The sequence below is a fragment of the Burkholderia sp. Z1 genome (genome assembly GCF_014893795.1).
GTDB lineage: Bacteria > Pseudomonadota > Gammaproteobacteria > Burkholderiales > Burkholderiaceae > Burkholderia > Burkholderia theae.
This window is the reverse complement of record NZ_JACFYL010000001.1, coordinates 14,009-37,206: the sequence shown is the minus strand read 5'-3', so window position 1 is coordinate 37,206 and position 23,198 is coordinate 14,009. Positions and strand designations below refer to the sequence as shown.

The window sequence follows — 23,198 nt, the reverse complement described above, 5'->3', positions numbered from 1 at the left end:
GCGCCGAGGCGCCCTTCTGCCGCATTCTCGTGCCGCGCTTACAGCGTACGGCCGAATGCGTTGTGATGCGAATGATGCGTGGACGTCGACGCATGGGTGGTATGGCCATGCGCATGCCCGCGCGCGTGACCGTGGCCCGGCTGCACGCCGGCGCGATCGGCGATCGTATCGGAGCGGTCGGCCGCGCGCGACAGGCCCTTGTCGCGGTCGCCCGCATGCATGCTGTTCGAGTTGCCGAACGCCGAGCTGCTCATGTGGCCGCCGGACATGCCGCCCGCGTTGCCGCCCGAGCCGCCTGCGCCATGACCGCCGCCGTTGCCCCCGCCATTGCCTCCGGCCGCCGCATACGCGGAAACCGTGCCGAGCGCGAGCAGCGCGGCCGTCAGTACGGACAGATATCGTTGATGTTTCATCTTGTGCTCCCTGGAGCGCGTTCGTGTGATTGCATTCTAAGAACGCGCGGCCTTCGCGCCACACGACGTTGTAAATGATCGTAACGATGCGCGCGGCATGCATTCGTCAGATCAATCCGGACGACACCGCGATCCGGTCATGCGTGAACGGGGAAACGAAGCGGGCGGGTGCGGCGCCGCAGCGCCGCCCCGGTGACGATGGCGCTTACTGCGCCGGCTGCATGCCCTGCATGGAGGCCTTGTGCTGCGCGGCCTGCTCTTCCGCGTGCTTCTTGGCCATGTGGTGGCCGACGATACAGCCGCCGACCGCGCCGACGACGGCGTGGTGCCCGGCGTAGTGGCCGGCAACACCGCCGACCACCGCACCCTTCATGCAGCCCGCCGCGTGCGCGCTGCCGATCGTTGCGAGCGCAACGATGGCGGCGGTCGCGCACAGCCTGATGTGTCGAATAGGCATCATGTTTTCATTCTCCCCTTGTTGTGATCAGCCGAACCGCTTAATCCCAGCGGCCGCCGCGCCAGCCGCCGCGATCGTGCCACTCGTGCTCGCGCCATTCACGGCGGCGCCACTCGTGTTCGCGCCATTCGCGCGCACGCCAGCCGTCATCGCGATAGCCATAGTCGCGATAGCCGACCGGCGCATACATGACCGGCGGAGGCGGCGCCACGTAGACCGGTGCCGGCGCCGCGTAGACGCCCGGCACGCCGATGCCGACCGACAGGTCGACGTGGGCCGATGCGACGCCCGAAGCTGCCAGCGCCGCTACACCGAGAACTGCACCGAGAATAAGTTTCTTGTTCATCTCGCGACTCCCTGCACGTGTCGTGCGTCATGTGAATACGGTTCGGAGTCTAGGCACGCGGTGCGGACACAGGTGAAACGGGTATGCGAGACCGGTAACGGACGATTACGGCCCGCCGCAAAGCCTTGCGGGACAAGGCGGAGGCGGCACTCCACGCACCGTTGCAACGGCGCATCGAGTCGGTAAAAGGGGGATTTTCGGCACGAAACCGGGCGGTCGGAACGCGCCGGCGTGCGCGGGAAGCGAACCGCCCGCACTGTGCGCGAGCGGTTCGCGAGAGCGGGCGTTACGCGCGGATATCGTCGACGCTGCGCAGCCAGTGCACGCTGAACAGGTTGTCGGCGTCAGTCCACACGGTATCGGGCTCGAATCCCGCGCGGCGCGCGATCGCGTGGAAGCCGTCGATCGTGAACTTGTGCGAGTTCTCCGTGTGGATGCGCTCGCCGGCTTCGAAGCGGAACGCGTGGCCGCGCACGTGCACTGTTTGCGCGATGTCGCTGACGAGGTGCATCTCGATGCGCTGCCGCTCACGGTCGTAGAACGCGCAATGGGAGAACGCGTCGACATCGAAATTCGCGCCGAGCTCGGTGTTCGCGCGCACCAGCAGGTTCAGGTTGAACTGCGCGGTCACGCCCTGCGCGTCGTTGTACGCGTGATGCAGCGTGCGCTCGTCCTTCACGAGATCGGCGCCGACCAGCAGGCCGCCGCCGCGCAGCAGCCGCGCGGCGTCGCGCAGGAACGCGTCGGCCTCTTCCGGCGAGAAGTTGCCGATCGTCGAGCCCGGAAAGAAGCCGATGCGCCGCCGCGGCGTCGCGGTCAGCTCGGCCAGCTGCTCGGCCTTCGTGTAGTCGGCCGCGATCGGCGCGACGTCGAGCCACGGATAGGCCGAACGCAGCCGCGCGGCCGCGCCGTGCAGGTAGTCGGCCGAGATATCGACCGGCACGTAGCGCGCCGGCGCGTTCGCGTAGTTCCCCGCGAACGCGTCGAGCAGCACGCGGATCTTCTCGAGCGAGCCCGCGCCGAATTCGACGATGTCCGCATGCGGGCCGACGCGCCGCACGATCTCGGCCGCGCGATCGCGCAGGATGCCGAGCTCGGTGCGCGTCGGATAGTACTCGGGCAGTTCGCAGATGCGGTCGAACAGCTCGGAGCCGGCCGCATCGTAGAAGTATTTCGGCGAAATGCTGCGCGGCGTGCGCGACAGTCCGTCGATCAGGTCGCGCTCGAACGCGCTCGGCCGCGAATCGCGGGCGGGTTGCTGGCCACCGCTCGTGGCCGTGAGGTCAGACGTCTCGCGCAAGTCGCACCCCCGTGAATTGCCAGCGCGCGGCCGGCGGAAAGAAATTGCGGTACGTCGGCCGTTCGTGCCCGGGCGGCGTCGCGATGCTGCTGCCGCGCAGGACCTGCTGGCCGACCATGAACTTGCCGTTGTATTCGGCCGCGACACCCGCGAGCGGCCGAAAGCCCGGATACGGCTCGTAGGACGAACGCGTCCACTGCCACACGTGCCCGAGCATCTGCGTGATGCCTTCCGCCGCGAACGCCGCTTCCCATTCGAACTCGGTCGGCAGCCGCGCGCCGGCCCATTCCGCATACGCGGCCGCTTCGTAGAAGCTCACGTGGCACACCGGCGCGTCGGGCGCGAGCGGTTCGACGCCGTGCAGGCCGAACGTGCGCCGCACGCGCGTGGCTGCCGCGTCGTCGTCGTCCGGCATCCAGTACGCGGGCCCTTGCCACCCTTCCCGCTGCACCGTCGCCCAGCCGTCGGACAGCCAGAATTCGGGGCGCATGTAGCCGCCGTCGGCGACGAACGCCGCGAATTCCGCATTCGTCACGAGGCGGTTCGCGATTTCGTATGGCCGCACGAGCGCGGTGTGGCGCGGGCGTTCGTTGTCGAACGAGAACGCGTCGCCGTCGTGGCCGATCTCGACGAGCCCGCCCGGCTGATGCAGCCAGCGCGGCGCACCGGCATCGCCCGCGGCCATCGCCTGGTTGCCGTCCGTCCCGTTGCGCGGCCGGAACGCCGGCTTCAGCGGGTTGCACGAGAACGCATGCAGCATGTCGGTGACGATCAATTCCTGGTGCTGTTGCTCGTGATGCAGGCCGAGCACGACCTCGGGCGCGATCGCCTCGAGCAGCGCCGGATCGGCGCCGGCCAGCGCACGCAGCATCGCGTCGTCGACGTGCTGCCGGTACGCGTGCACGTCGTCGAGCGACGGACGCGTGAGCAGTCCGCGCTGCGGCCGCGGATGGCGCGGGCCGAGCGCTTCGTAATAGGAATTGAACAGGAACTGGAATGCGTCGTTGAACGGCGCGTAGCCGGGCACGCGTCGCATCAGCACGACGGTTTCGAAAAACCAGGTCGTATGCGCGAGATGCCATTTCGTCGGACTCGCATCCGGCATCGACTGCACGGCCTGGTCTTCGGCGGACAGCGTCGCGGTCAATGCGACGCTATGGGCGCGCACGTCCTGGAAACGGCGCTGAAGCTGTGATGCAAGGAGGCTCATCGGTTAACCGTCCACGTCGCGATTCGCTGCGTTGCGTTGCCGGAAAAAGGAAAGCCTTGCGCGTGATGCGCGCGGCTGACGTGCGACCTGCTGCTGCGTCGTCGGGCAGCCGGCGCGCGCGCCGGGCCGCAGATGCGGCGTCACTTCATCTGCCCGTGCAGAACAGTATGGGCCAGAAATGTGAATGCTGCGAATCGGGATGTCGATGCAGCGCGTTCGAAAGAAAAATGAAAGTGTTGACCGTGCGCGTGTCGCATGTGTGGCAAGCCGACGATGCCTGTCGGGGCGGGCGGATGAAGGCGTTCGTAACGCGCTTGCCGGCGCGCGCGGCTACTGACGGCCCATGACATCCGTGCGGCGATCGCGAGTGACGGCTCCGCGACGCGCAGTTTGTCTGACGAACGCGACTGCGCGCCGTCATCGGTGCGGCAACCGCCCCTCCCTTCATCCGCGATCCGCATCCACGCGCGCTTCGAAAAAAATTTTTGCGTCGATGTCACACATGCGGGGGGCTCGCTCGTCATATCACCGGAACCCACACGAAAGGAGAAGGAACCATGACTGCGAAACTCAATCCGTTTGCCGCCGCTCCCGCACTGATGAAGAACTGGATGACCGTGTCGGTCGCCGCCGCGAAGAGCCTCGAGCCGACGCTGATCGAGCTGGTCAAGATCCGCGCATCGCAGATCAACGCGTGCGCGAACTGCATTAACATGCACACCGTCGAAGCCCGCGAGCAAGGCGAGACCGAGCAGCGCATCTATCTGCTGTCCGCGTGGCGTGAAGCGCCCTGCTACACCGACCGCGAACGCGCGGCGCTCGGCTGGACCGAGGCACTCACGCGGCTGTCCGAGGGCCACGCGGCGCACGAAGCGGCGTATGCGGCGCTGAACGACCACTTCAGCCAGGAGGAACAGGTGAAACTCACGCTGATGATCAACGTGATCAACGGCTGGAACCGGCTTGCCGTCGGCTTCGGGCTGTGGATCGATCCGGCCGACGCGAAGGCCGCCACCGCGCAGATGGTGGCCTGATGACGAACCTCGATCCGGCCAAGGGCAGCCCCGAAGAACGGGCCGACGCGGCGGCGAGCTTCGACCCGCTGCGTCGCACGCTGATCCGCGTCGCGTACCGGATGCTCGGTTCAGTCGCGGATGCCGAGGACATGGTGCAGGAAGCGTTCATCCGCTGGATGGACGTCGACCGCACCGAGGTGCGCGTACCGGAGGCGTTCCTGCGCCGCATGGTGATGCGCATGTGCCTCGACCAGCTGAAGTCCGCGCGGCACCAGCGCGAGACCTATATCGGTCCGTGGCTGCCCGAGCCGGTCGTCGAGGAAGATGAACAGGAGGATGTCACGCTGCCGCTGATGCTCGCGCTCGAACGGCTCTCGCCGCTCGAACGCGCGGCATTCCTGCTGCACGACGTGTTCGGCCTCGAATTCGACGAAGTCGCCACGACGATCCAGCGCGACCCGGCCGCGTGCCGGCAGCTCGCCGCGCGGGCACGCACGCATGTGCGCGAGGCGCGGCCGCGTTTTCATGTCGAGAAGCAGCGCGGGATCGAGCTGGCCGAAGCATTCTTCGCGGCGTCACGCAGCGGCGACATGCGCGCGCTCGGCGCGATGCTCGCCGAGGACGTGAGCCTGCATTCGGACGGCGGCGGCAAGCGCACGGCCGCCGGCAAGCCGGTGTTCGGCTTCGAGCGCGTGATGAAGGTGCACGAATATCTGGCCGAGCTGTTCGCCACGCACGCGTCGAAACTCGTGCGGGCCGGGTTCATCAACGGGCTGCCGGGTTTCGTCACGCTGGAATCCGACGGCGAGCTGCAGACCACGGCGCTTGAGATCGAGAACGGGAAGATCGTCGCGATCTATGTCGTGCGGAATCCTGACAAGTTGAAGCATCTGCATTGATGGCGGCGGAATCGTGCGCCGCGTGCCGTGCGGATGCACGGCGACGGCGCCCTCCGCCCGCTTCTTTCCGCCCTGCTTTCCCGGTCGCCGGTTACCGCAGTCAATACGTCCCGACCACAAGGGTGCGGACCATGATCATCAGGAAACCGAGCAGCGGCGTCGCGACGGCGAACCCGGTTGCCGCGAGCCAGTTCGTGCCGCCTTGCGCCTCCAGCAGCGCGAGAAACGATTCGCCGGACGTCGCGTTCGGGCGCAGCTTGTCGATCTTGCGTTCGACGTGTGTCTTGTAGATGCCGTTCCCGTACCAGCCGAGCGAGACCGCGATCGCGATCGTGACCGGGTCGAGCGTGCTCGATTCGAAGTATTTCGGGAAGTACAGCAGTTCGACCAGCGTGATGCCGAGCGTGACGCCCAGCACGGCGGCCGCTTGCCAGTACATGCATCGATACGCCATCCAGACCGGACCCAGGAAGCACGCTGCCCAGTTCCAGGACTGCCGGCTCTTGCGCGATTCGGCGATCGTCCATTTCCGCTCGTACCAGGCGGCTTTCTTGCCGACGTAAGCGGCAATTTCGTCGTTGCTCGCCGACGGCGTGGTGGTCGTGACCTCGGACATGGTCGTTTGCTCTCAATCGCGCGGATCGCGCGTCGTTGTTCTGATGCGGTTTGGGTGCGCTGGAGATCGGGAGGCTTGCCGCGCAGCGCGCTTCGATGCGCACACGATTCTACTCGGTGTGTATTGCGGGTCGATATGCAGGTGAGGATGCGATGCCGTGGATCGCACAACGCATCGGGGCAACATGCGCTGTTTCGGCCGGAAAAAGAAAAACGCCACGCGAGGTTGCCGCGTGGCGTTTGTATGTTTGGCGAGCCGCATTACCTGTAGGCAATGTGTGCTGCCGGACCCCTTCATTTTGTTCGTTGGTAGGCTCGATTGGATTCGAACCAACGACCCCCACCATGTCAAGGTGGTGCTCTAACCAACTGAGCTACGAGCCTAAGAAGCCGCGAATTATAGAGAGGGTTTTTGAGGAGCACAAGCCCCTTCGTGAAAATTTTTTGAATCGGGGGTGCGTGTGCGGGTGGATGGTCTTGTTGGTTGCTGCGCGTGCGTGATGCCTCGTGTCACAGCGAAACGTGTCGGTGCCGCGAAGTTATCCACATTCCCCTCTGGATAACCGTCTTGCAAGCCTCTGGATTCACAGTGGAGCGATTGAGGATATGTCGTCGCGGCTGTGAATCGACGAAAAGTTGTTCTGTGCTCCGCGGAGCTGTTCACGTGAGGTGCCCATGGTTATGCATCCTGCTTCGTGTTGATAATTCAGTGCGTTAGGGAGGTTATCCACTGTGAGGCACAGGGCTTGTTAACTATCACTACGTATGTATACGAACCCTGTTAACACCTTTGGATAAGCACAGTCCGTCGACTGTGATTCGCGCGGGATATGCACTGCGTGCGGTGAACGGATGGACCAAGCCGCAGCCCGTGAGGCATGTGGGCAAGGTGCGAACCTCCGTGTCTGTAGAATCGCCGGCATTCAGGATGTGAAGGCCTCGCGACATGGCACAGGCGATTCGGGTTGACTGGCAAAGCGGTTCGGTTCATGCGGACCGTGCTCGCATCGAGGTCGGAAGCGACGGGCAGTTGGGTGAGGACATTCGTCGCTTGTGTTCGTCGGCGCAGCCAGCGGCGAACGGTGAGGTGCGTTATCACTTGTTGCAGAAGGTCACCTTCGGCGGTCACACAGGCGAATGCGTGATCGACGTGAACGAAGGGCGACTCGCTAGCGTGACGATCCTGTTCGAGACGATCCGCTTTTTCGACGAAAGCATCATCGAGTCGAAGATCGTGCGGTCGATTGCGAAGTCAGCGGGCTTGACGGTGGTGAGCGAGCATCCTGCGGTAGCACAGCTCGAACCGTGTGCGTGGGGAGTTGCCGAGTTTCGCTACGATCCGAGGCAAGGGGATTTGAGTTTCGAGGTGCAGTTCCGTAACGACTGAATCACGCGAGGCAAAGCAATGACGTACAAGGTCCTGACGGTGTCGCGCGGTGCGATTGAGCTGTCCGATGGCAAGCGGCCGGTCCGGGTGCTTGGCGAAGCGCTGCTGCCGGTCGCGGACAACGGTCCCGCATTTGTCGTCTACGTCGATTCAATGAAGTACGTGGAGCCGAGACACGACGAGGCGATCGATGTCGTCACGCGACAGGCCGTGATTTCGGCGATTACTGCGCATTTCTCGTTGCGACGGACGACGGTCGACTTTGAATCCTGAGTTAGCGACGATGAAAACCGACGCGATGAAACCGAAGAAAGTACAGGGCGACCCGAGCGGCGCTCGCAACTGGGGCAAGTAATGGGACCAAGCGTTTGCCATCGGCACGGACATGCTTCCACGGCGACAACGTCGACGGGCGTTGCCGCACGCATCAAACTGCGCGGGCAGTGTGTGCCCGGCGAACTCGTGAAGGTCTCGCTCGACCGGCCGAGATACAGCCGGGAGATGTGGATGTTGCGCGCCGAGCTCGACGAGCACGAGGTCGATGCGACCTTTGTCGATCAGGTCGCGCACGTGACGGCATTTCCGAAGATCGCGGCGCTGGAGCGCTTGCGCGCGTATGAGTGTTTGGCGTGCCTGGACGAACTGCTCGTGCGCTCAGGCGAAACGCCTTATCAACCGACGACGAAAGAGCAGGCGTTCGACACGTCCGTCGTCGCGGCGAATGCAAAGTGGCCTCGCAATCACGCGCGATGCGAGCTTCACGGGCTGATCTGGCCGACGCGCACGTCGCCGGATATCGAGGCCGCGATCCTGACGATCGACGTGATTCGCGATTGCCATGTCGTGCAGGTGACCGATGGCACGATGAAGCACGAACCGAAGCACTGGTTTGACGAAGCGTTTTTGCGCAAGGTGCTCGGGCCGGATATCGACATCGTCGAATCGGCGTTCCGGATCGACGATCGGGCCACGTTCGTGAAGCTGTGGGATGCCGGTGAGTACGTGTGTCCGGTGTGCCTGCGGGAGGTGTTGACGCGAAGTGGCTTGAGCGACGATGGCACGCCGGCGTGAACGCAGCAACACGACGACGGTCGACTGATCCGCATGACGGATCGCAGAGCGCGTGTTCCAGCCATGTCCTTTCTCATGATCGGACGAATAATCTTAGTGCCCTGATTAAACGGTAAAATCCCGCCCGACAGAGTCACAGACACCATCCGAGGGTGCTGAAATAAAAAAGGGCTGCATCATGAACGTGCCGGACGTCGGCGCCGCGCTTCGCGGTGGTTTGCTTCAGCAGGATCGTTTGCTCAAGTTGGATACTCCGCTGGGAGCCAACGCACTCGCCGTACAGCGTGCGGTTGGCCGATCGCGGATCGGACGAGACTATTCGTTCACGCTCGACGTCATAGCGGGCAATGACGGTCTTGAGCTCAAGAAGCTGATTGCCCAACCGGCAACGCTGTGGATTCAGCAGGCGAACAATGCATATCGGCCCATCAGCGGCTACATCTACACCGCGCGTCGGCTTGGCGCGAATGGCGGTCTGACGACTTATCAACTCGAGCTGCGCACGTGGATGCACGTGCTCCAGTTTCGCCGCGACGAGAAGATCTGGATCGACAAGAGCGCAGAGGACATTATTTCCGATGTGCTGGGCATGCATCCGGAAGCGCGCGGGCGGTTCCGGTTTGCGGTGTCGCAACCTTTGGCAAACCGGTCGTACACGCGACAGAGCGAAACGGACTGGAATTTCGTGCACCGGTTGATGGAGGACGAGGGTCTTTACGGCACGTGGCAGCAGGCCGACGACGGCAAGTCGCATACGCTCGTCATCACCGACAACCTGCAGGTGTTCGCGCCGCTGTCGCCCGAAACCGTGCGCTTCTACCATGGTGGTGTGGCCGGCGAGGCCGACGCGTTCACGCAATGGTCGGGCACGCGTACGCTGCAGAGCGTGACGTTCACGACGCGCACGTTCGACTACAAGAACCCTTCGCAGTCGGCGAACCCGAAGGGCACGTCGTTGCCGACGATGGGCGGCCAAGGCGAGTTGCCTGACCAGCTCGAAGTCTACGAGTACACAGGCGCTTACACGTATCTGGACCAGACGCGCGGCGACCATCTGACGAAGGTCCGGATGGAGGAGTGGGAGTCGCAGGCCAAGCGCTTCCGTGGCACGGGCGGTGTGCGCGCGATCGACGCCGGCCGGCGCTTCACGCTAGCCGATCATCCCGAGCATGATCGCGATCCCGCCGATCAGCGCGAGTTCGCCGCGATCGAGGTGGCGTGGTGGATCGAGAACAACCTGCCCGTACCCGGCACCGATTCGGATTTCCCGCATAGCCTGGCGCGTCCGCTTGATCAGGCGCGTGCGCGATACGAAAACACCCCCGGCCTTCAGATCTCGCATGGCGACGGTTCGGTCGGCTTCTATCTCGTCGAGGTCGAAGCGCAACGCGCGAGCGTGCCGTATCGCAGCCCGTTCGAACATCACAAGCCGAAGATGCATCTCGAGACGGCAATCGTCGTCGGGCCGCAAGGCGAGGAAGTCTATACCGATGAACTTAACCGGATTCGCGTGCAGTTCGTGTGGGATCGCCTGAATCCGGGTAACGAGAACGCATCGTGCTGGGTGCGCGTCGTGCAGTCGGATACGGGCGGCGGCTACGGCGGCGTGCACGTGCCGCGCATCGGCGAGGAAGTGCTGATCGACTACGTCGGCGGTGACTGCGACCGGCCGCTGGCGGTCGGGCGCGTGTACAACGGCGCGAACCAGCCGCAGTGGCATACCGACGGGATCCTGTCCGGATATCGGTCGAAAGAGTATTCGGGCGGCGGCTACAACCAGCTCGTGATGGACGATGCGACCGGGCAGAACCGCGTGCAACTGATGAGCAGCAGCGCGAACAGCCTGCTGCATCTCGGCTACATCATCGACCAGAGCGGCAATTCGCGCGGGTCGTATCTCGGCAGCGGGTTCGACTTGCGCTCCGATGCATATGGCGCGGTGCGGGCGAGCCAGGGCTTGTACGTGACGACGCATCCGAAGTCGGCCAATAGCCAGCCTCTCGATGTGAAGGAAGCTCAGCAACAACTCGTGACGGGCGAGAGTCTTGTCGAAGCGATGTCGGGCGTGAGCGAGCAGCATCAGGCGGAAAGCCTGAAAGACGCGCAGGACACGATGCGTGCGTTTGCCGATGCGACGCAGAGCAGCGCATCGGGTAGCGCGTCCGGCGGACGCACGGCAGGCGGCGGCACCAGCAACGCGAACGCGTTCAAGGAACCGGTGATGCTGTTCGGCAGCCCGTCGGGGATCGGGATGTCGACGCAGCAGTCGGTGCACGTGGTTGCGAACGATCACGTGAACGTCGCGAGCGGGCAGAGCGTGCATGTTGCCGCGGGCAAGTCGCTGCTGGCGAGTATCGGGCAGAAGCTGAGCCTGTTCGCGCAGAACGCTGGGATGAAGCTGTTCGCGGGCAAGGGCAAGGTCGAGATCCAGGCGCAGTCGGACAACATCGAGGTGACCGCGCAGAAGGCGGTGAAGGTCGTATCGTCGACGGACCGGATCGAGATCGCGGCCGATCAGGGGATCCTGCTGACGAGCGGCGGCGCGTACATCCGGATCAAGGATGGCAACGTCGAGGTTCATGCGCCCGGAAAGGTCGATATCAAAGGCGCGTCGCACACGTTCGCGGGGCCGGCGAGCATGGCTTATCCGTTGCCGGCGATGCCGACTTCCACGCATGCGGCGGCGCTGCAATACCAGTATCACGACAACGAGCCGGTGCAGGGCGCGAAGTATGTTGCGACGCTGTCCGATGGCGCCACGCGCGAAGGCGTGCTGGATTCGCAAGGCCGGATGCATCTGGAGAACGTGCCGGCCGGCGCCATCAAGGTCGAACTCGGGCCGGACGCGCGCGCGTATGCGCGCAAGGATACGACCGCCAATCCCGACTACAAGGGAGAGCGCCTTTCCGATGCCGACATCGATTCAATCATCAACAAGCACGGGGGAGCGTGAGCGTGAGCTTGACGATCGAGGATTTCAAGGCAACGTCGCTGGAAGTCGGGCAATGGTGCTGGGGAACGCTGGAAGGCGCATTCAATGAAAAACAGACTATCAGCCAGATCATCGTCGATGCGGTGATCGGCATGATTCCGCTGGTGGGTGATGCAACCGCCGTTCGGGATCTGCTGGCCGTCAGCATCGGCATGAGCCAGGATCCGGTCAAGCGCGCCGACACGATGCAGCGCGTGCTGCTGGTAGTACTCGTCTTCGCGCTGATCCCGGTGGTGGGCGGTGTCATCAAGGGGGTCGGGCGCTTGCTGCTGAAGGTCACCGGAGATGTCGCGAAAGATGCCGAACTGCTCAAGGCGGTTGTGCAGTTCCTGAACCGGATGGGGCACGGCGATGCACCGAAGTGGTTGAAGGCGCTGGACCTGGGCCAGTACCAGGCGCAAGCGATTTCCCGGCTGAAGGATTTTTGCGCGACGGTTCGCGTGGCCATTCAGCGTTCACTCGAAGCACGCGTCGGTCGAATGCTGCCGGACAAATGGCGAGCTGCGCTCGAGCGTGTCAGCAGCGGTTTTCACGCGATTCAGGACATGGCCGACAAGATCGTGCCGGATGCGATCAAGGAGCTGAACGCGAAGCTCAAGGTGCTGCAGAACATGGTCTATCGCGGCGAGGTGCATGAAATCGCGACAGGCGGTGTACCGAAGCTCCAGCGCGAGGCAGAGGCGTATCTGCAGGAGCGCAGGTTTGCCCGCGATATTCGCCGGGGCCGCTTTCCGTCGGCAGAATGCCTGGCTGACGACGGTAAGGTAGAAGCGTGGCTCAAGTCGCAATACGGCGAGAAAATTGGCGAGGGATGGCCGGACATCCTCAAGAGGAGAGGCAAAATGCCTCTGTTCGGCAAGGAAGACGTGTTTCTCGACGTTGCCTCGTTCAGTGGCCCAATCAAGGCGCTGACTGCGAAGGAACTCGCGGGCAAGAAGGTCTATCGCGTGTTCGGTAACCCGTCCGAACTGGCTAGCTACGAGAAAGGCAGCACGGCGGGTGGCAGGAATCCCGCGTTCTGGGGCGTCGGCGAGCCGCCGAAGACCGCGGAGGAGTGGCGCAGGCTCTCCGCGGTGCTGGATACCTGGAACGGCAACGGGTTCATTGTGGTCATGCAGTTGCCACACGATTTCGGCGAGCGTATGCCGACGGCCAATGCATGGGCCGGAAAGATTGCCGAACAGTACGGCACGGCGACGCCCGTGCAGTATCTCGAAGGCGGGGCCGATCAGTTGGTCGTCGATTTCGGAAAACTGTCGGAATACGTGACCGAAGAAGGAAACAAGATCAAGGAGAAGTTCAAGAATTTCACCGGGCACGCGAACCTGCACGTCGAGCGGGAGTTCGACGGCGTCAAGATCGAGTTCCACAAGACGAACTGGGAGAATGTCGAGAAGGTGTACGGCTACAGCAAGTACGAGGACGACATCCACTATTCGACGAAGACGCGCCGGCTGGCGAGTGACGAAATCCAGACCAAGGCGACCAACAGCAAAGTGACCGCAGCGACTCGATCGGCAGCGAATTACGAAGGTCAGAGATGACGGATACGATCAAGCAGTACGATATGACGGACGACGCGACGCGACGCAGGATTTTCTGGCTGCTTCAACGTCTGACCAGTTTTTCGCTCTGGAAGCGCAAGCGCGATGCGTTTGCGATCTTCGCGAATGAATACGAGAACGCGGTGAAGACCTGGCCCGAAGATGGTCCGGAGACCATGCCGGCAGACAATTTGCCGACCATTTTCGAGATTCTCGCCGCTTACGATCGAGGATTGTCCGAGCTGGCCCGCGGGTATCGCTTCGTCTGGCAGCTCGGGGAGCCGCTGGAATACGCGATCGATCGGTATAACCATTTGAACGCGTATTTCTTCCCTGATCCCGATTACTGGGATCGCGGTGCCCAGGCTGCGCCGTACCCGCCGAAGGTCGATGCGCTGGCTCAATTGCTACACGCATCGGAGTACCAGATGGAATATGCGCCGCTTGAGCCGGAACCTTCGAACAACTGCTTCGCACAACTGCGCTCGGTAGGGTTGCTGCTGTCCCCGAATGCATACAAGCACAGCTTCTACACGCTTCCGTATCCGGTGTTTCCGGAGGACTTGCCGGAGGTTCCGGAAGCCGTCGGCCCGGTGATCAAGTCCGGAGACAAGGTACCTTGTGACGGCATCTGGGAACCCGTTGCCGTCGAGCAATCGAAGTTGCTGGGTGTCGTGCCGGTCGGCAATCGCAGTCTGCGTAGCAACGGCTGCTTCAATTATTTCATTCGGGACATTCGCGCGCCGAACCTCAGGGATGACGAGACACGCGCGGCCGTCAAGACGCACTGGCGACTGTTGTGGGAAGACAAGCGATATGCGGACGGCATCATCCCCGACGAATCGCAGTATTTCCTCGAGCCGCCGCAAGCGCCACAGTCGGACCGCGAAACCGTCGCGCAGGTCCGGACTGGCGATCGCTGCCCGGTTACCGGCGAATGGCAGACGGACGAATACGGCGGCAAGACACTGCGTGTCGAAGCCGGTGCGGCGATGCCGGACATGCTCGTCAGGGACAATCTGGGCGAACTCAAGGTGCACTGGGTGACGTGGCATCTGGTGAAGCGTTCGTAGCGCGGGCGGGTGGCGAAATCCAGACCAGGGCGTCCAACAGAAAAGTGACCGCGGCTACTCAATTGGCGGCGAACAACGAAGGTCAGCGATGACCGACACGATCAAGCTGTACGACCTGACGGACGACGCGACGCGGCGCAAGATTTTCTGGCTGCTTCAACGCCTGACCAGCTTTTCGCTTTGGAAGCGCAAGCGCGATGCATTTGCGCGATTCGCGAACGCGTACGAGCACGCAGTGAACACTTGGCCCGATGACGATCCGGATGGAATTCATGACAAGCACTTTCCGCTCATCGCCGAGATTCTTGCCGCTTACGATCGAGGGCTGACCGAGTTGGCCCGAGGGAACCGGCTCGTCTGGCAGCACGGTGGGCCGCTGCAGCACGCGTCCAGGCGCTATGACTTTTTAGAAGCGTATTTCTACCCTCATCCCGATTACTGGGACCGCGGCGCGCAGGCTGCACCGTACCCGCCGAAGATTGAAGCGCTGGCTCAACTGCTGCACGCGTCGGAGTACCAGATGGAGTATGCGCCGTTCGATCCGGGGGATAGGTTCGGCGACCTCGCAAAACTCCGCACGGCAAGACTGCTGCTGTCCCCGAATGCCTATAAGCGTAACTTCCACACGCTTCCGTATCCGGTGTTTCCGGAGGCGCTGCCCGCGGTTCCGCAAGCGGTGGGCCCAGTCATCTGGACCGGCCGGAAAGTGCCTTGCGACGGCATCTGGGAGCCTGTCGTCATCGAGTGGTCGAGGCGGCCGGGCATCGTGCCGATCGTCATGCCCGGTTTGCGTAATGGAGGTTGCTTCAATTATTTCACTCGGGGCACGCGTGCGCCGAACCTCACGGATGATTTCCCGGGATTGCTCATCCCGACGTGCTGGAGATTGCTGTGGGAAGACCGGCGTTACGTGAACGGCGTCGTTCCCGACGAATCGCAGTATTTCCTCGAGCCTCGGCAGGTGTCGCTGACAAACCTGGACCGGTGATATTCGGAGAACACCATGAGCAAGCTGAATTTCGGTGCGGTCGATCGATGCTCGGTCACGCTCAACACCGCGACGCTTCTTGGGCTGAAGGCGGCCTACGAAGACTTTGCGACGACCGGGCAGGATCTGCACAACTTCGAGATCTGCATCACGGATGAACATGCCGCCACGGTCGATCCCAAACCAGAGGATCACGTCATCGGCATTACGTTCATGGCGAAACTGATTCCCGGCATGCGGGGGCTCGGCGACGCAAACCGGCTCGGGAAGTCGATCTATTACGTCATTTCGCCGGAGACGGGCGAGATTCTCGGGACTTATTTGACCAAGTGACTTCGGAGGCGGTGGAGGTGATCGGCCTTCGCATGTGGATAACCAAGGCACAAAACGATGCGAAACGCTGTGAAAGCAGAAGGTGAGCGTGCAGCCGGATCGCAGGCCAGGAGTGGATTTCGGTGAATTCTGACCGTGAAGGGCCGATCCGAATGCGCGAGCGCACAACTGGATGGAGACGGTTGACTCGACGACGTGGAGGACGCATGCGGAATGTGCGTCGTGTCTCGTGCGCTTGTCGGCGGCCCGTATGTGGACAACTCACGCACCCGACCAATCGAATCTCTGTGCATCGAACAGGTGAGCACCTTGCATTCGACCACACGAATCAGCCCGAATGCCTCGTCTGATGAGGCTTTGCCGGAACGGAGCAGATGATGCGGATAGCTTTCGCGCGATCCGTCGTGATTGAATGCCTTGTGGATATCGAGGAGTCAAAGCACTCGAAGGCCTGTGCATTCAATGGGTGAGGGTAATTGAATTCAGTGCTGGTGTTTGCGTTATCTCACGGGTTGTGGATATCGCACGCCAAAACAACCCGAAACACTGTGCCGACCAATGGTGAGCGAGTCGATCGATGGCGGCAAGCGTCATCGCCATGACCGATGTGGATATCCTGTTCCGCGCCGACTCAAAACCCTGTGATTTCCAAGGTGAGGGCACCGAACAACGTTCAGATGTGGACAACCGCCCAGCAAAGTCACTCGAAACGCTGTGCATTCAAGCGGTGAGCGTAAGCACGCTCAAGCCAGCCAAGCCGCACCGCGCAGGGCGCTGGCGCCTTGCCAACGCCCCCACCGCGGCGCGCATCGTACCACTCAAGTCTGCTGATCGAGCGCCTGCACGACCGCCTTTTCCCCAAGACTCCCGGCCGGCCCGACCACCGCATAGTTGAGCCCGTTCACCGACCCATACCGTGCCAGCAACGCGCCATCCGCGCGTTGCCCGGCCGGCAGCAGCCGATGTTCCGATTCCGCTGGCCGGAGATAGAAGCTCAGCGTCCGCCCGGCCTCGTCCTCATAAAGCACCATCGCAGCAGTAGCGCCGCTGTCCGTCGTGAACAACCGCCCACCGACCGGCCGGAACCCCGCCGCGCTCAAATCCGGCAGCCTCGCCGACGCTCCCACGCGTTTGGTGAGCCACCCCTGCAAATCGCCCGCACCCGTCGGCCGGTAATCGACCTTCGCCGTCTGATCGACCACCATCATCCGGTAAGCCTCTACCGCATCGCTCATCGGCGCGACAGCCGGCGCCGCATTCCACCCGCGCGCTTGCCACCCGCCAAACGTCCCCAGCCCGACGCAGAACACGAACGAAGCCGCGATCGCGAACCGCATCCGCGAGCGTTCCGCCTGCCGGCCGCGAATCGCCGCTGGATCGAGCGCAGGGTTATCGGCCGGCATCCGCACGCTCTCCAGCGCCGCCCGCAACCGCTGCGCATCCTGCTGCCATTGCTTCACCTGTTCCGCGCGCTCCGGATGCAGCGCGAGATAGCGCTCGACCGCGGCGCGCGCCTCGTCGTCGAGCTGGCCGTCGACGTAGGCCTGAAGGTCGTGTTCGTTAGGTGGAATGTTCATCATGATGTGCTCCGAGAAACCCCGCCGTTTCCCGCAAGGGGACTTCCTTCGGGGCGCATGGCGGGTAGCGCAGGGCGCATTTGACAGGCAGCTTCGTCCACCGGCTAGGATGGCCGGCATGATCCTTGTCTATCGCTACCGGGTAAAGTCGCTCAACGGGCTGCTTAACAAGCAGAGCCGCGCGGTGAACTACGTCTGGAACTTCTGCAACGACACGCAGAAGCATGCCCTCAAGTGGAACAAGAAGTGGCCGACAGGGTTCGACTTGAACGTATTGACGACGGGTTCTAGCAAAGAGCTTTGCATCCATTCCGGCACGATCAACGCAACGTGCGAACAATACGCGAAGTCGCGCAGCCAACACCGGCGCCCTTACCTGCGCTATCGCGGCAGGAAATCGCTTGGCTGGGTACCTCTGAAGGGCCGCGATCTGAAGCGCGAGGGCGATGCGTTTCGTTTCGCCGGCAGCACTTTCCGCGTATTCAGCAGCCGCCCGCTGCCCGATGGCAAGATCAAGGACGGAACGAATTTTGCGCAGGACGCACGCGGCAACTGGTTCCTGAACATCGTGATCGAAGTGCCGGATGTACAGGCCCGACCGATCCGTTCCGGTGTTGGCATCGATCTCGGCCTGAAAGACTTCGCCACACTTTCGACGGGCGAGAAGCTGCCGAACGACAGGTTCGGCCAACGAGCAGCAGAGAAGCTGGCAAAAGCGCAACGCGCGCGAAAGCACAAGCGGTATATCGCGAAGCTGCACGCCAAGGTTGCGAATGCCCGCGCCGATTTTCAGCACAAGCTCGCGCTCGATCTGGTGCGGCGCTTCGACTACATCGCGATCGGCAACGTTTCGGCTGCCAAGCTCGCCAGAACCAGGATGGTGAGAAGCGTCTACGACGCATCCTGGTCGTCCTTCCGAGACAAACTCCGCTACAAGGCGATCGCGCACGGAGCCACGTTCCACGAAGTCGACGAAAGCGGTTCCACCCAGTCCTGTTCGGCGTGTGGGTCGAAAGACAGCACGACGCGGCCGAAAGGTATCGCGGGACTGCGAATAAGAGAGTGGGCCTGCAGTGAGTGCGGTGTCTTGCATGATCGAGATATCAATGCTGCGCTGAACATTCTCCGATGCGGACGTGCATCGCCAGGTGTGGGAATCCTCCGACTTTTGGCGGAGGAGGGCGTCAATTCTTCATCAATCGCAAAGAAGGAGCAGGAAGCTCGCCATCGCTGAGCTGGCGCAGCGCCTGGCGCGCGCGGGAGAGCCGCGACATCACGGTGCCGATCGGCACGTCGAGCAGGTCGGCGACTTCTTGATAGGTGAAGCCCTCGACCGCAACGAGCAGCAGCAGGCTGCGCTGCTCGTCCGAGAGCCGGCCGAACGCTTCGAGCGTCGCGCGCGCCGTGAATTCGCGTTCGGCGGACGGCCAGTGCGCTTCGTCGTCGTCACGAATGCGGCCGAGCAGCCAGCTGTAGCGCTTCGCGCTGCGTTTCCCGTCGAGGAACTGCCGGTACAGGATCGTGAAGAGCCAGCTGCGCAGCGATGCGTCGTCGCGGCGGCTCGTCCAGCGCGACAGCGCGCGCTCGAGCGTCGACTGGACGAGATCGTCGGCCGCGTGGACGTCGCGCGCCAGCCACAGCGCGAAGCGTCGCAGCCTGGGGAGGAGTTCGCGCAACGCGTCGTCGTCGAGGGCGGTGGAGGGCATGGCCGGGCCGGTTGCCGAAAGGGTCGAGATGCCGCGTAGGACGCCGGTCGGCACCGATTATTCCATCAAGCATAGGAAAAAAATTTTCGTGGAATAAAGCGGCGCGGGTGGCGTCCTACGCGGGTTCGACAATGATCTGACGATCGGGAGCACATTCATGGAGCGATCTTCTTCCTCTTCTTCGCCGCAGCGCGAGCCCGGGCGCGGGTGGTGGCGCTGGGCCGCGATCGGCGGCGCGGTGGCCGGCGTGGCCGTCGCGTTCGGGTATGCCGGCGGGTGGCTCGCGCCGGCGCGTCTGACCCCGCAGCGGCTCGTCGACGCGCTGCAGACCAATAGCGGCATCCATCCCGGCTACCGGCGCAATCACGCGAAGGGCGTGTGCGTGACCGGTTACTTCGAAGGCAACGGGGCCGCGAGCGCGTATTCGGTCGCGCCGTTCTTCAAGGCGGTGCGCACGCCGGTGATCGGGCGGTTCGCGCTGCCGGGCGGGAATCCGTATGCGCCCGACAGCAGCGTGCCGATCCGCAGCCTCGCGCTGAAGCTCACCGCGCCGGACGGCGAGCAATGGCGGACCGGCATGAATGCGATGCCCGTGTTTCCGGTGGCGACGCCGCAGGCGTTTTATCAGCAGACGCTGGCGACCCGGCCCGATCCGAAGACGGGCAAGCCCGATCCGGCGAAGGTGAAGGCGTTTTTCGGCGCGCATCCGGAGACGGCCGCGTTCCTGCAGTGGGTGAAGGGTGCGAAGCCGAGCGCGAGTTACGTCACCGAGAGTTATTACGGGTTGAACGCGTTTTACTTCGTCGACGCAGCGGGCAAGCGGCAGGCGGTGCGGTGGCGCGTCGTGCCGGAGCAGACGGCCGGCGCCGGGGACGTCGCGACGGCCGCGAATCCGAACGTGTTGCAGCAGGACGTGACGCAGCGCATCGCGGCCGGTGCGCAGAAGTGGAAGCTGCTGGTCACCTTGGCGGAGCTTGGCGATCCGGTGGACGACGCAACGAAGGTCTGGCCCGCGCAGCGGACGACGATCGATGCGGGGACGCTCGTGCTCGACCGGGTGGAGGCGCAGGACAGCGGGCCGTGCCGGGACGTGAATTACGACCCGACGGTGCTGCCGCAGGGAATTCAGGTGTCGGGGGATCCGTTGCTGGCGGCGCGGTCGGCCGCTTATGCGGATTCGTATCTGCGCAGGACGAGTGAAGAGGCCGGGGTGGCAGGCGTGGCCAAGTTGAGTTCGGAGGGGCGGTGATGAAGACTTCTACGACGTTTGGTTTGCCGGCGCGAGTGCTGCATTGGGTGATGGCCGCGATGATTGTCGCGATGCTGTTCATCGGGGTGGGGATGGTGTCGTCCGTCTCCGAGCGGCATGCGTTTCTGGTGGCGATTCATAAGCCGCTGGGTGTGGCCGTGTTGGTGCTGGTGTGTCTGCGGATCGTGGTGCGGATGGTGTCGAAGCCGCCGGCGTTGCCTGAGGATCTGCCGTGGTGGCAGAAGGTTGCCGCGCATGGGTCGCATCTCGTGCTGTATGCACTGATGGTCGCGATGCCGCTGATCGGGTGGGCGATGCTTTCGGCGGGCGGGTATCCGGTAACGCTGGGCGGTGGCGTGCAGCTGCCGGCGCTTGTTTCGGCCGACCCGGTGACGTTCGCCTGGCTCAGGGTCGCGCATCGGGTGCTGGCTTACCTGTTCTTCGCGACGTTCCTCGCGCACTTCGCGGCCGCCCTGTATCACGGGTTGATCCGGCGTGACGGCGTGGTGAGGGCGATGGTGGGGCGGTGAGCGACGGAGGGTTGGTTGCGATACGGCGGGGCTGTTCACGGGCGACCAAGGCTACTCCTGTCGTGTCGCTTATATATGACCGCGAGGGAGGCTCAGCGGCCCGCGGAACTGCCCGTCAAAAAAATTTCACAAAGGGGGTTGCGGAGATCGGGGCAGATGCTTAGAATCTCGCCTCTTTCGCGCTAACGGAAACACGGCGCGGGGGGAAGAAGGGAAGCGGTGCTGTTGAGGTCGATTATAGCGACCCTGGCGCACACGAAATTAAACCGCAGTCGTCGAAACGAAGTAGTTAAAAAAGTTATTGACGAGTTTTAAAAAACGGTTAATAATCTCGCTTCTCTGCTGCTGAAAACGCAGCGCTGCTGAGAAACACGAAGTTACTCGCAGATTGCTCTTTAAAAATTAACAGCCGATAAGTGTGGGCGCTTGATGGAAGCGAGCTGATCCTCGGATCAGATAGCAAAAGTATCAAGAGTCTCACACTAAAGTAAGTCAGGTTTATGAAGCAATTCATATTCCTGTCAGCTTTGAGTGAGCGACCGGTTCTTAACTGAACCGAAAACAGTAACAGGTTTAAACTGAAGAGTTTGATCCTGGCTCAGATTGAACGCTGGCGGCATGCCTTACACATGCAAGTCGAACGGCAGCACGGGTGCTTGCACCTGGTGGCGAGTGGCGAACGGGTGAGTAATACATCGGAACATGTCCTGTAGTGGGGGATAGCCCGGCGAAAGCCGGATTAATACCGCATACGATCTACGGATGAAAGCGGGGGACCTTCGGGCCTCGCGCTATAGGGTTGGCCGATGGCTGATTAGCTAGTTGGTGGGGTAAAGGCCTACCAAGGCGACGATCAGTAGCTGGTCTGAGAGGACGACCAGCCACACTGGGACTGAGACACGGCCCAGACTCCTACGGGAGGCAGCAGTGGGGAATTTTGGACAATGGGCGAAAGCCTGATCCAGCAATGCCGCGTGTGTGAAGAAGGCCTTCGGGTTGTAAAGCACTTTTGTCCGGAAAGAAATCCTTGGCTCTAATACAGTCGGGGGATGACGGTACCGGAAGAATAAGCACCGGCTAACTACGTGCCAGCAGCCGCGGTAATACGTAGGGTGCGAGCGTTAATCGGAATTACTGGGCGTAAAGCGTGCGCAGGCGGTTTGCTAAGACCGATGTGAAATCCCCGGGCTCAACCTGGGAACTGCATTGGTGACTGGCAGGCTAGAGTATGGCAGAGGGGGGTAGAATTCCACGTGTAGCAGTGAAATGCGTAGAGATGTGGAGGAATACCGATGGCGAAGGCAGCCCCCTGGGCCAATACTGACGCTCATGCACGAAAGCGTGGGGAGCAAACAGGATTAGATACCCTGGTAGTCCACGCCCTAAACGATGTCAACTAGTTGTTGGGGATTCATTTCCTTAGTAACGTAGCTAACGCGTGAAGTTGACCGCCTGGGGAGTACGGTCGCAAGATTAAAACTCAAAGGAATTGACGGGGACCCGCACAAGCGGTGGATGATGTGGATTAATTCGATGCAACGCGAAAAACCTTACCTACCCTTGACATGGTCGGAATCCCGCTGAGAGGTGGGAGTGCTCGAAAGAGAACCGATACACAGGTGCTGCATGGCTGTCGTCAGCTCGTGTCGTGAGATGTTGGGTTAAGTCCCGCAACGAGCGCAACCCTTGTCCTTAGTTGCTACGCAAGAGCACTCTAAGGAGACTGCCGGTGACAAACCGGAGGAAGGTGGGGATGACGTCAAGTCCTCATGGCCCTTATGGGTAGGGCTTCACACGTCATACAATGGTCGGAACAGAGGGTTGCCAACCCGCGAGGGGGAGCTAATCCCAGAAAACCGATCGTAGTCCGGATTGCACTCTGCAACTCGAGTGCATGAAGCTGGAATCGCTAGTAATCGCGGATCAGCATGCCGCGGTGAATACGTTCCCGGGTCTTGTACACACCGCCCGTCACACCATGGGAGTGGGTTTTACCAGAAGTGGCTAGTCTAACCGCAAGGAGGACGGTCACCACGGTAGGATTCATGACTGGGGTGAAGTCGTAACAAGGTAGCCGTATCGGAAGGTGCGGCTGGATCACCTCCTTTCTAGAGCTATCTCGCAAAGTTGAGCGCTCACGCTTATCGGCTGTTGATTAAGAACAGAAACTCTATCTGTCTGCGGTTAAACCGGTTATAATGCCGGCCGCTTTCAATAATCTTCAATGACAAATATTCGAATGAGGTTTGTTCGAGTCTTTTTCATTGGCGATTGAGCCAGTCAGAGTGATACGTAGTACGTATCGGCTGTCGTTCTTTAACAATCTGGAAGAAGTAAGTAATTTGGATAGCGGAAGCGTCTATGAGATGGACGTGGAAACTATCCGGGTTGTGATTGTATCGATGTATCTCAAGATGATTCGAACTCTATGTTTGACTCAATTGGAATACGGCACAACGCGAAAACTCAACCTGTAACGACTGTCGGAGAGA

20 protein-coding genes, 1 tRNA gene, 1 rRNA gene and 1 pseudogene are annotated in these 23,198 nt (G+C 62.1%); 14 read left to right on the top strand and 9 right to left on the bottom strand.

From position 1 onward, the window contains the following. Nucleotides 1–38: 38 nt before the first annotated feature. The 5 genes from H3H55_RS00160 to egtB form a co-directional block, all read right to left on the bottom strand. On the bottom strand, nucleotides 39–413 hold the full coding sequence (locus tag H3H55_RS00160; RefSeq protein WP_193097365.1) for a hypothetical protein: 375 nt from the start codon (nucleotides 411–413) through the stop codon (nucleotides 39–41). 205 nt (nucleotides 414–618) lie between these two features. Further along, nucleotides 619–873: a hypothetical protein gene (locus H3H55_RS00155; protein ID WP_193097364.1), complete on the bottom strand. Its 255-nt coding sequence runs from the start codon at nucleotides 871–873 to the stop codon at nucleotides 619–621. A 37-nt stretch (nucleotides 874–910) separates the two neighbouring features. Next, a complete protein-coding gene (locus tag H3H55_RS00150; protein ID WP_048248003.1) occupies nucleotides 911–1,216 on the bottom strand; it encodes a hypothetical protein in 306 nt (101 codons plus the stop codon). Between the two features lie 286 nt (nucleotides 1,217–1,502). After that, nucleotides 1,503–2,516 carry an L-histidine N(alpha)-methyltransferase gene (gene egtD, locus H3H55_RS00145; RefSeq protein ID WP_129513317.1) on the bottom strand — a complete coding sequence of 338 codons (1,014 nt, stop codon included), beginning with the start codon at nucleotides 2,514–2,516 and terminating at the stop codon, nucleotides 1,503–1,505. Then, entirely contained in the window at nucleotides 2,500–3,726 is a 1,227-nt protein-coding gene (gene egtB / locus H3H55_RS00140) for an ergothioneine biosynthesis protein EgtB (RefSeq protein WP_193097363.1), read from the bottom strand. Before egtB ends, egtD begins: the two co-directional genes overlap by 17 nt. A 557-nt stretch (nucleotides 3,727–4,283) precedes the next feature. Between egtB and H3H55_RS00135 the strand changes: the two genes are divergently transcribed. Beyond that, complete coding sequence (locus H3H55_RS00135; protein WP_193097362.1) at nucleotides 4,284–4,760, top strand: carboxymuconolactone decarboxylase family protein; 477 nt, start codon at nucleotides 4,284–4,286, stop codon at nucleotides 4,758–4,760. Beyond that, nucleotides 4,760–5,641 carry a sigma-70 family RNA polymerase sigma factor gene (locus H3H55_RS00130; RefSeq protein WP_193097361.1) on the top strand — a complete coding sequence of 294 codons (882 nt, stop codon included), beginning with the start codon at nucleotides 4,760–4,762 and terminating at the stop codon, nucleotides 5,639–5,641. The genes H3H55_RS00135 and H3H55_RS00130 overlap by 1 nt, the downstream gene beginning before the upstream one ends. 100 nt (nucleotides 5,642–5,741) lie before the next feature. Here the strand turns inward: H3H55_RS00130 and H3H55_RS00125 are convergent, their stop codons facing one another. Both H3H55_RS00125 and H3H55_RS00120 read right to left on the bottom strand, forming a co-directional pair. Beyond that, complete coding sequence (locus H3H55_RS00125; RefSeq protein ID WP_193097360.1) at nucleotides 5,742–6,257, bottom strand: DUF2628 domain-containing protein; 516 nt, start codon at nucleotides 6,255–6,257, stop codon at nucleotides 5,742–5,744. 306 nt (nucleotides 6,258–6,563) lie between these two features. Then, nucleotides 6,564–6,640: transfer RNA gene (locus tag H3H55_RS00120), tRNA-Val, on the bottom strand. Between the two features lie 562 nt (nucleotides 6,641–7,202). Between H3H55_RS00120 and H3H55_RS00115 the strand changes: the two genes are divergently transcribed. From H3H55_RS00115 to H3H55_RS00080, 8 genes are all read left to right on the top strand, one after another. Continuing rightward, a complete protein-coding gene (locus tag H3H55_RS00115) occupies nucleotides 7,203–7,643 on the top strand; it encodes a hypothetical protein (RefSeq protein ID WP_193097359.1) in 441 nt (146 codons plus the stop codon). Between the two features lie 18 nt (nucleotides 7,644–7,661). Further along, complete coding sequence (locus tag H3H55_RS00110) at nucleotides 7,662–7,916, top strand: Imm74 family immunity protein (RefSeq protein ID WP_193097358.1); 255 nt, start codon at nucleotides 7,662–7,664, stop codon at nucleotides 7,914–7,916. A 234-nt stretch (nucleotides 7,917–8,150) separates the two neighbouring features. Further along, nucleotides 8,151–8,714 (top strand): hypothetical protein, encoded by a 564-nt coding sequence (locus tag H3H55_RS00105; RefSeq protein ID WP_193097357.1) that lies wholly within the window; start codon nucleotides 8,151–8,153, stop codon nucleotides 8,712–8,714. A 178-nt stretch (nucleotides 8,715–8,892) separates the two neighbouring features. After that, nucleotides 8,893–11,667: a type VI secretion system Vgr family protein gene (locus H3H55_RS00100; protein ID WP_193097356.1), complete on the top strand. Its 2,775-nt coding sequence runs from the start codon at nucleotides 8,893–8,895 to the stop codon at nucleotides 11,665–11,667. Nucleotides 11,668–11,669: 2 nt separating this feature from the next. Then, nucleotides 11,670–13,250, top strand: coding sequence for a hypothetical protein (locus tag H3H55_RS00095; protein WP_193097355.1), 1,581 nt, complete (start codon nucleotides 11,670–11,672; stop codon nucleotides 13,248–13,250). Next, complete coding sequence (locus H3H55_RS00090) at nucleotides 13,247–14,323, top strand: Imm72 family immunity protein (RefSeq protein ID WP_193097354.1); 1,077 nt, start codon at nucleotides 13,247–13,249, stop codon at nucleotides 14,321–14,323. Before H3H55_RS00095 ends, H3H55_RS00090 begins: the two co-directional genes overlap by 4 nt. Before the next feature lie 88 nt (nucleotides 14,324–14,411). Further along, nucleotides 14,412–15,311: an Imm72 family immunity protein gene (locus H3H55_RS00085; protein ID WP_193097353.1), complete on the top strand. Its 900-nt coding sequence runs from the start codon at nucleotides 14,412–14,414 to the stop codon at nucleotides 15,309–15,311. A 15-nt stretch (nucleotides 15,312–15,326) separates the two neighbouring features. Beyond that, a complete protein-coding gene (locus H3H55_RS00080) occupies nucleotides 15,327–15,644 on the top strand; it encodes a hypothetical protein (protein ID WP_193097352.1) in 318 nt (105 codons plus the stop codon). Nucleotides 15,645–16,462: 818 nt separating this feature from the next. On the opposite strand, the gene H3H55_RS00075 is transcribed toward H3H55_RS00080, so the two are convergent. After that, on the bottom strand, nucleotides 16,463–17,221 hold the full coding sequence (locus tag H3H55_RS00075; protein ID WP_413463954.1) for an anti-sigma factor family protein: 759 nt from the start codon (nucleotides 17,219–17,221) through the stop codon (nucleotides 16,463–16,465). 118 nt (nucleotides 17,222–17,339) lie between these two features. Between H3H55_RS00075 and H3H55_RS00070 the strand changes: the two are divergent. Further along, nucleotides 17,340–18,389: pseudogene (locus H3H55_RS00070) on the top strand (RNA-guided endonuclease InsQ/TnpB family protein); the annotation flags it as partial. Nucleotides 18,390–18,405: 16 nt separating this feature from the next. Here the strand turns inward: H3H55_RS00070 and H3H55_RS00065 are convergent. Next, nucleotides 18,406–18,927: a sigma-70 family RNA polymerase sigma factor gene (locus tag H3H55_RS00065; protein ID WP_193097350.1), complete on the bottom strand. Its 522-nt coding sequence runs from the start codon at nucleotides 18,925–18,927 to the stop codon at nucleotides 18,406–18,408. Nucleotides 18,928–19,084: 157 nt separating this feature from the next. Between H3H55_RS00065 and H3H55_RS00060 the strand changes: the two genes are divergently transcribed. From H3H55_RS00060 to H3H55_RS00050, 3 genes are all read left to right on the top strand, one after another. Further along, complete coding sequence (locus tag H3H55_RS00060; RefSeq protein WP_193097349.1) at nucleotides 19,085–20,176, top strand: catalase family peroxidase; 1,092 nt, start codon at nucleotides 19,085–19,087, stop codon at nucleotides 20,174–20,176. Further along, nucleotides 20,176–20,706, top strand: coding sequence for a cytochrome b (locus tag H3H55_RS00055; RefSeq protein WP_193097348.1), 531 nt, complete (start codon nucleotides 20,176–20,178; stop codon nucleotides 20,704–20,706). Before H3H55_RS00060 ends, H3H55_RS00055 begins: the two co-directional genes overlap by 1 nt. Before the next feature lie 575 nt (nucleotides 20,707–21,281). Then, nucleotides 21,282–22,814 (top strand): 16S ribosomal RNA (locus tag H3H55_RS00050). Nucleotides 22,815–23,198 lie beyond the last annotated feature (384 nt).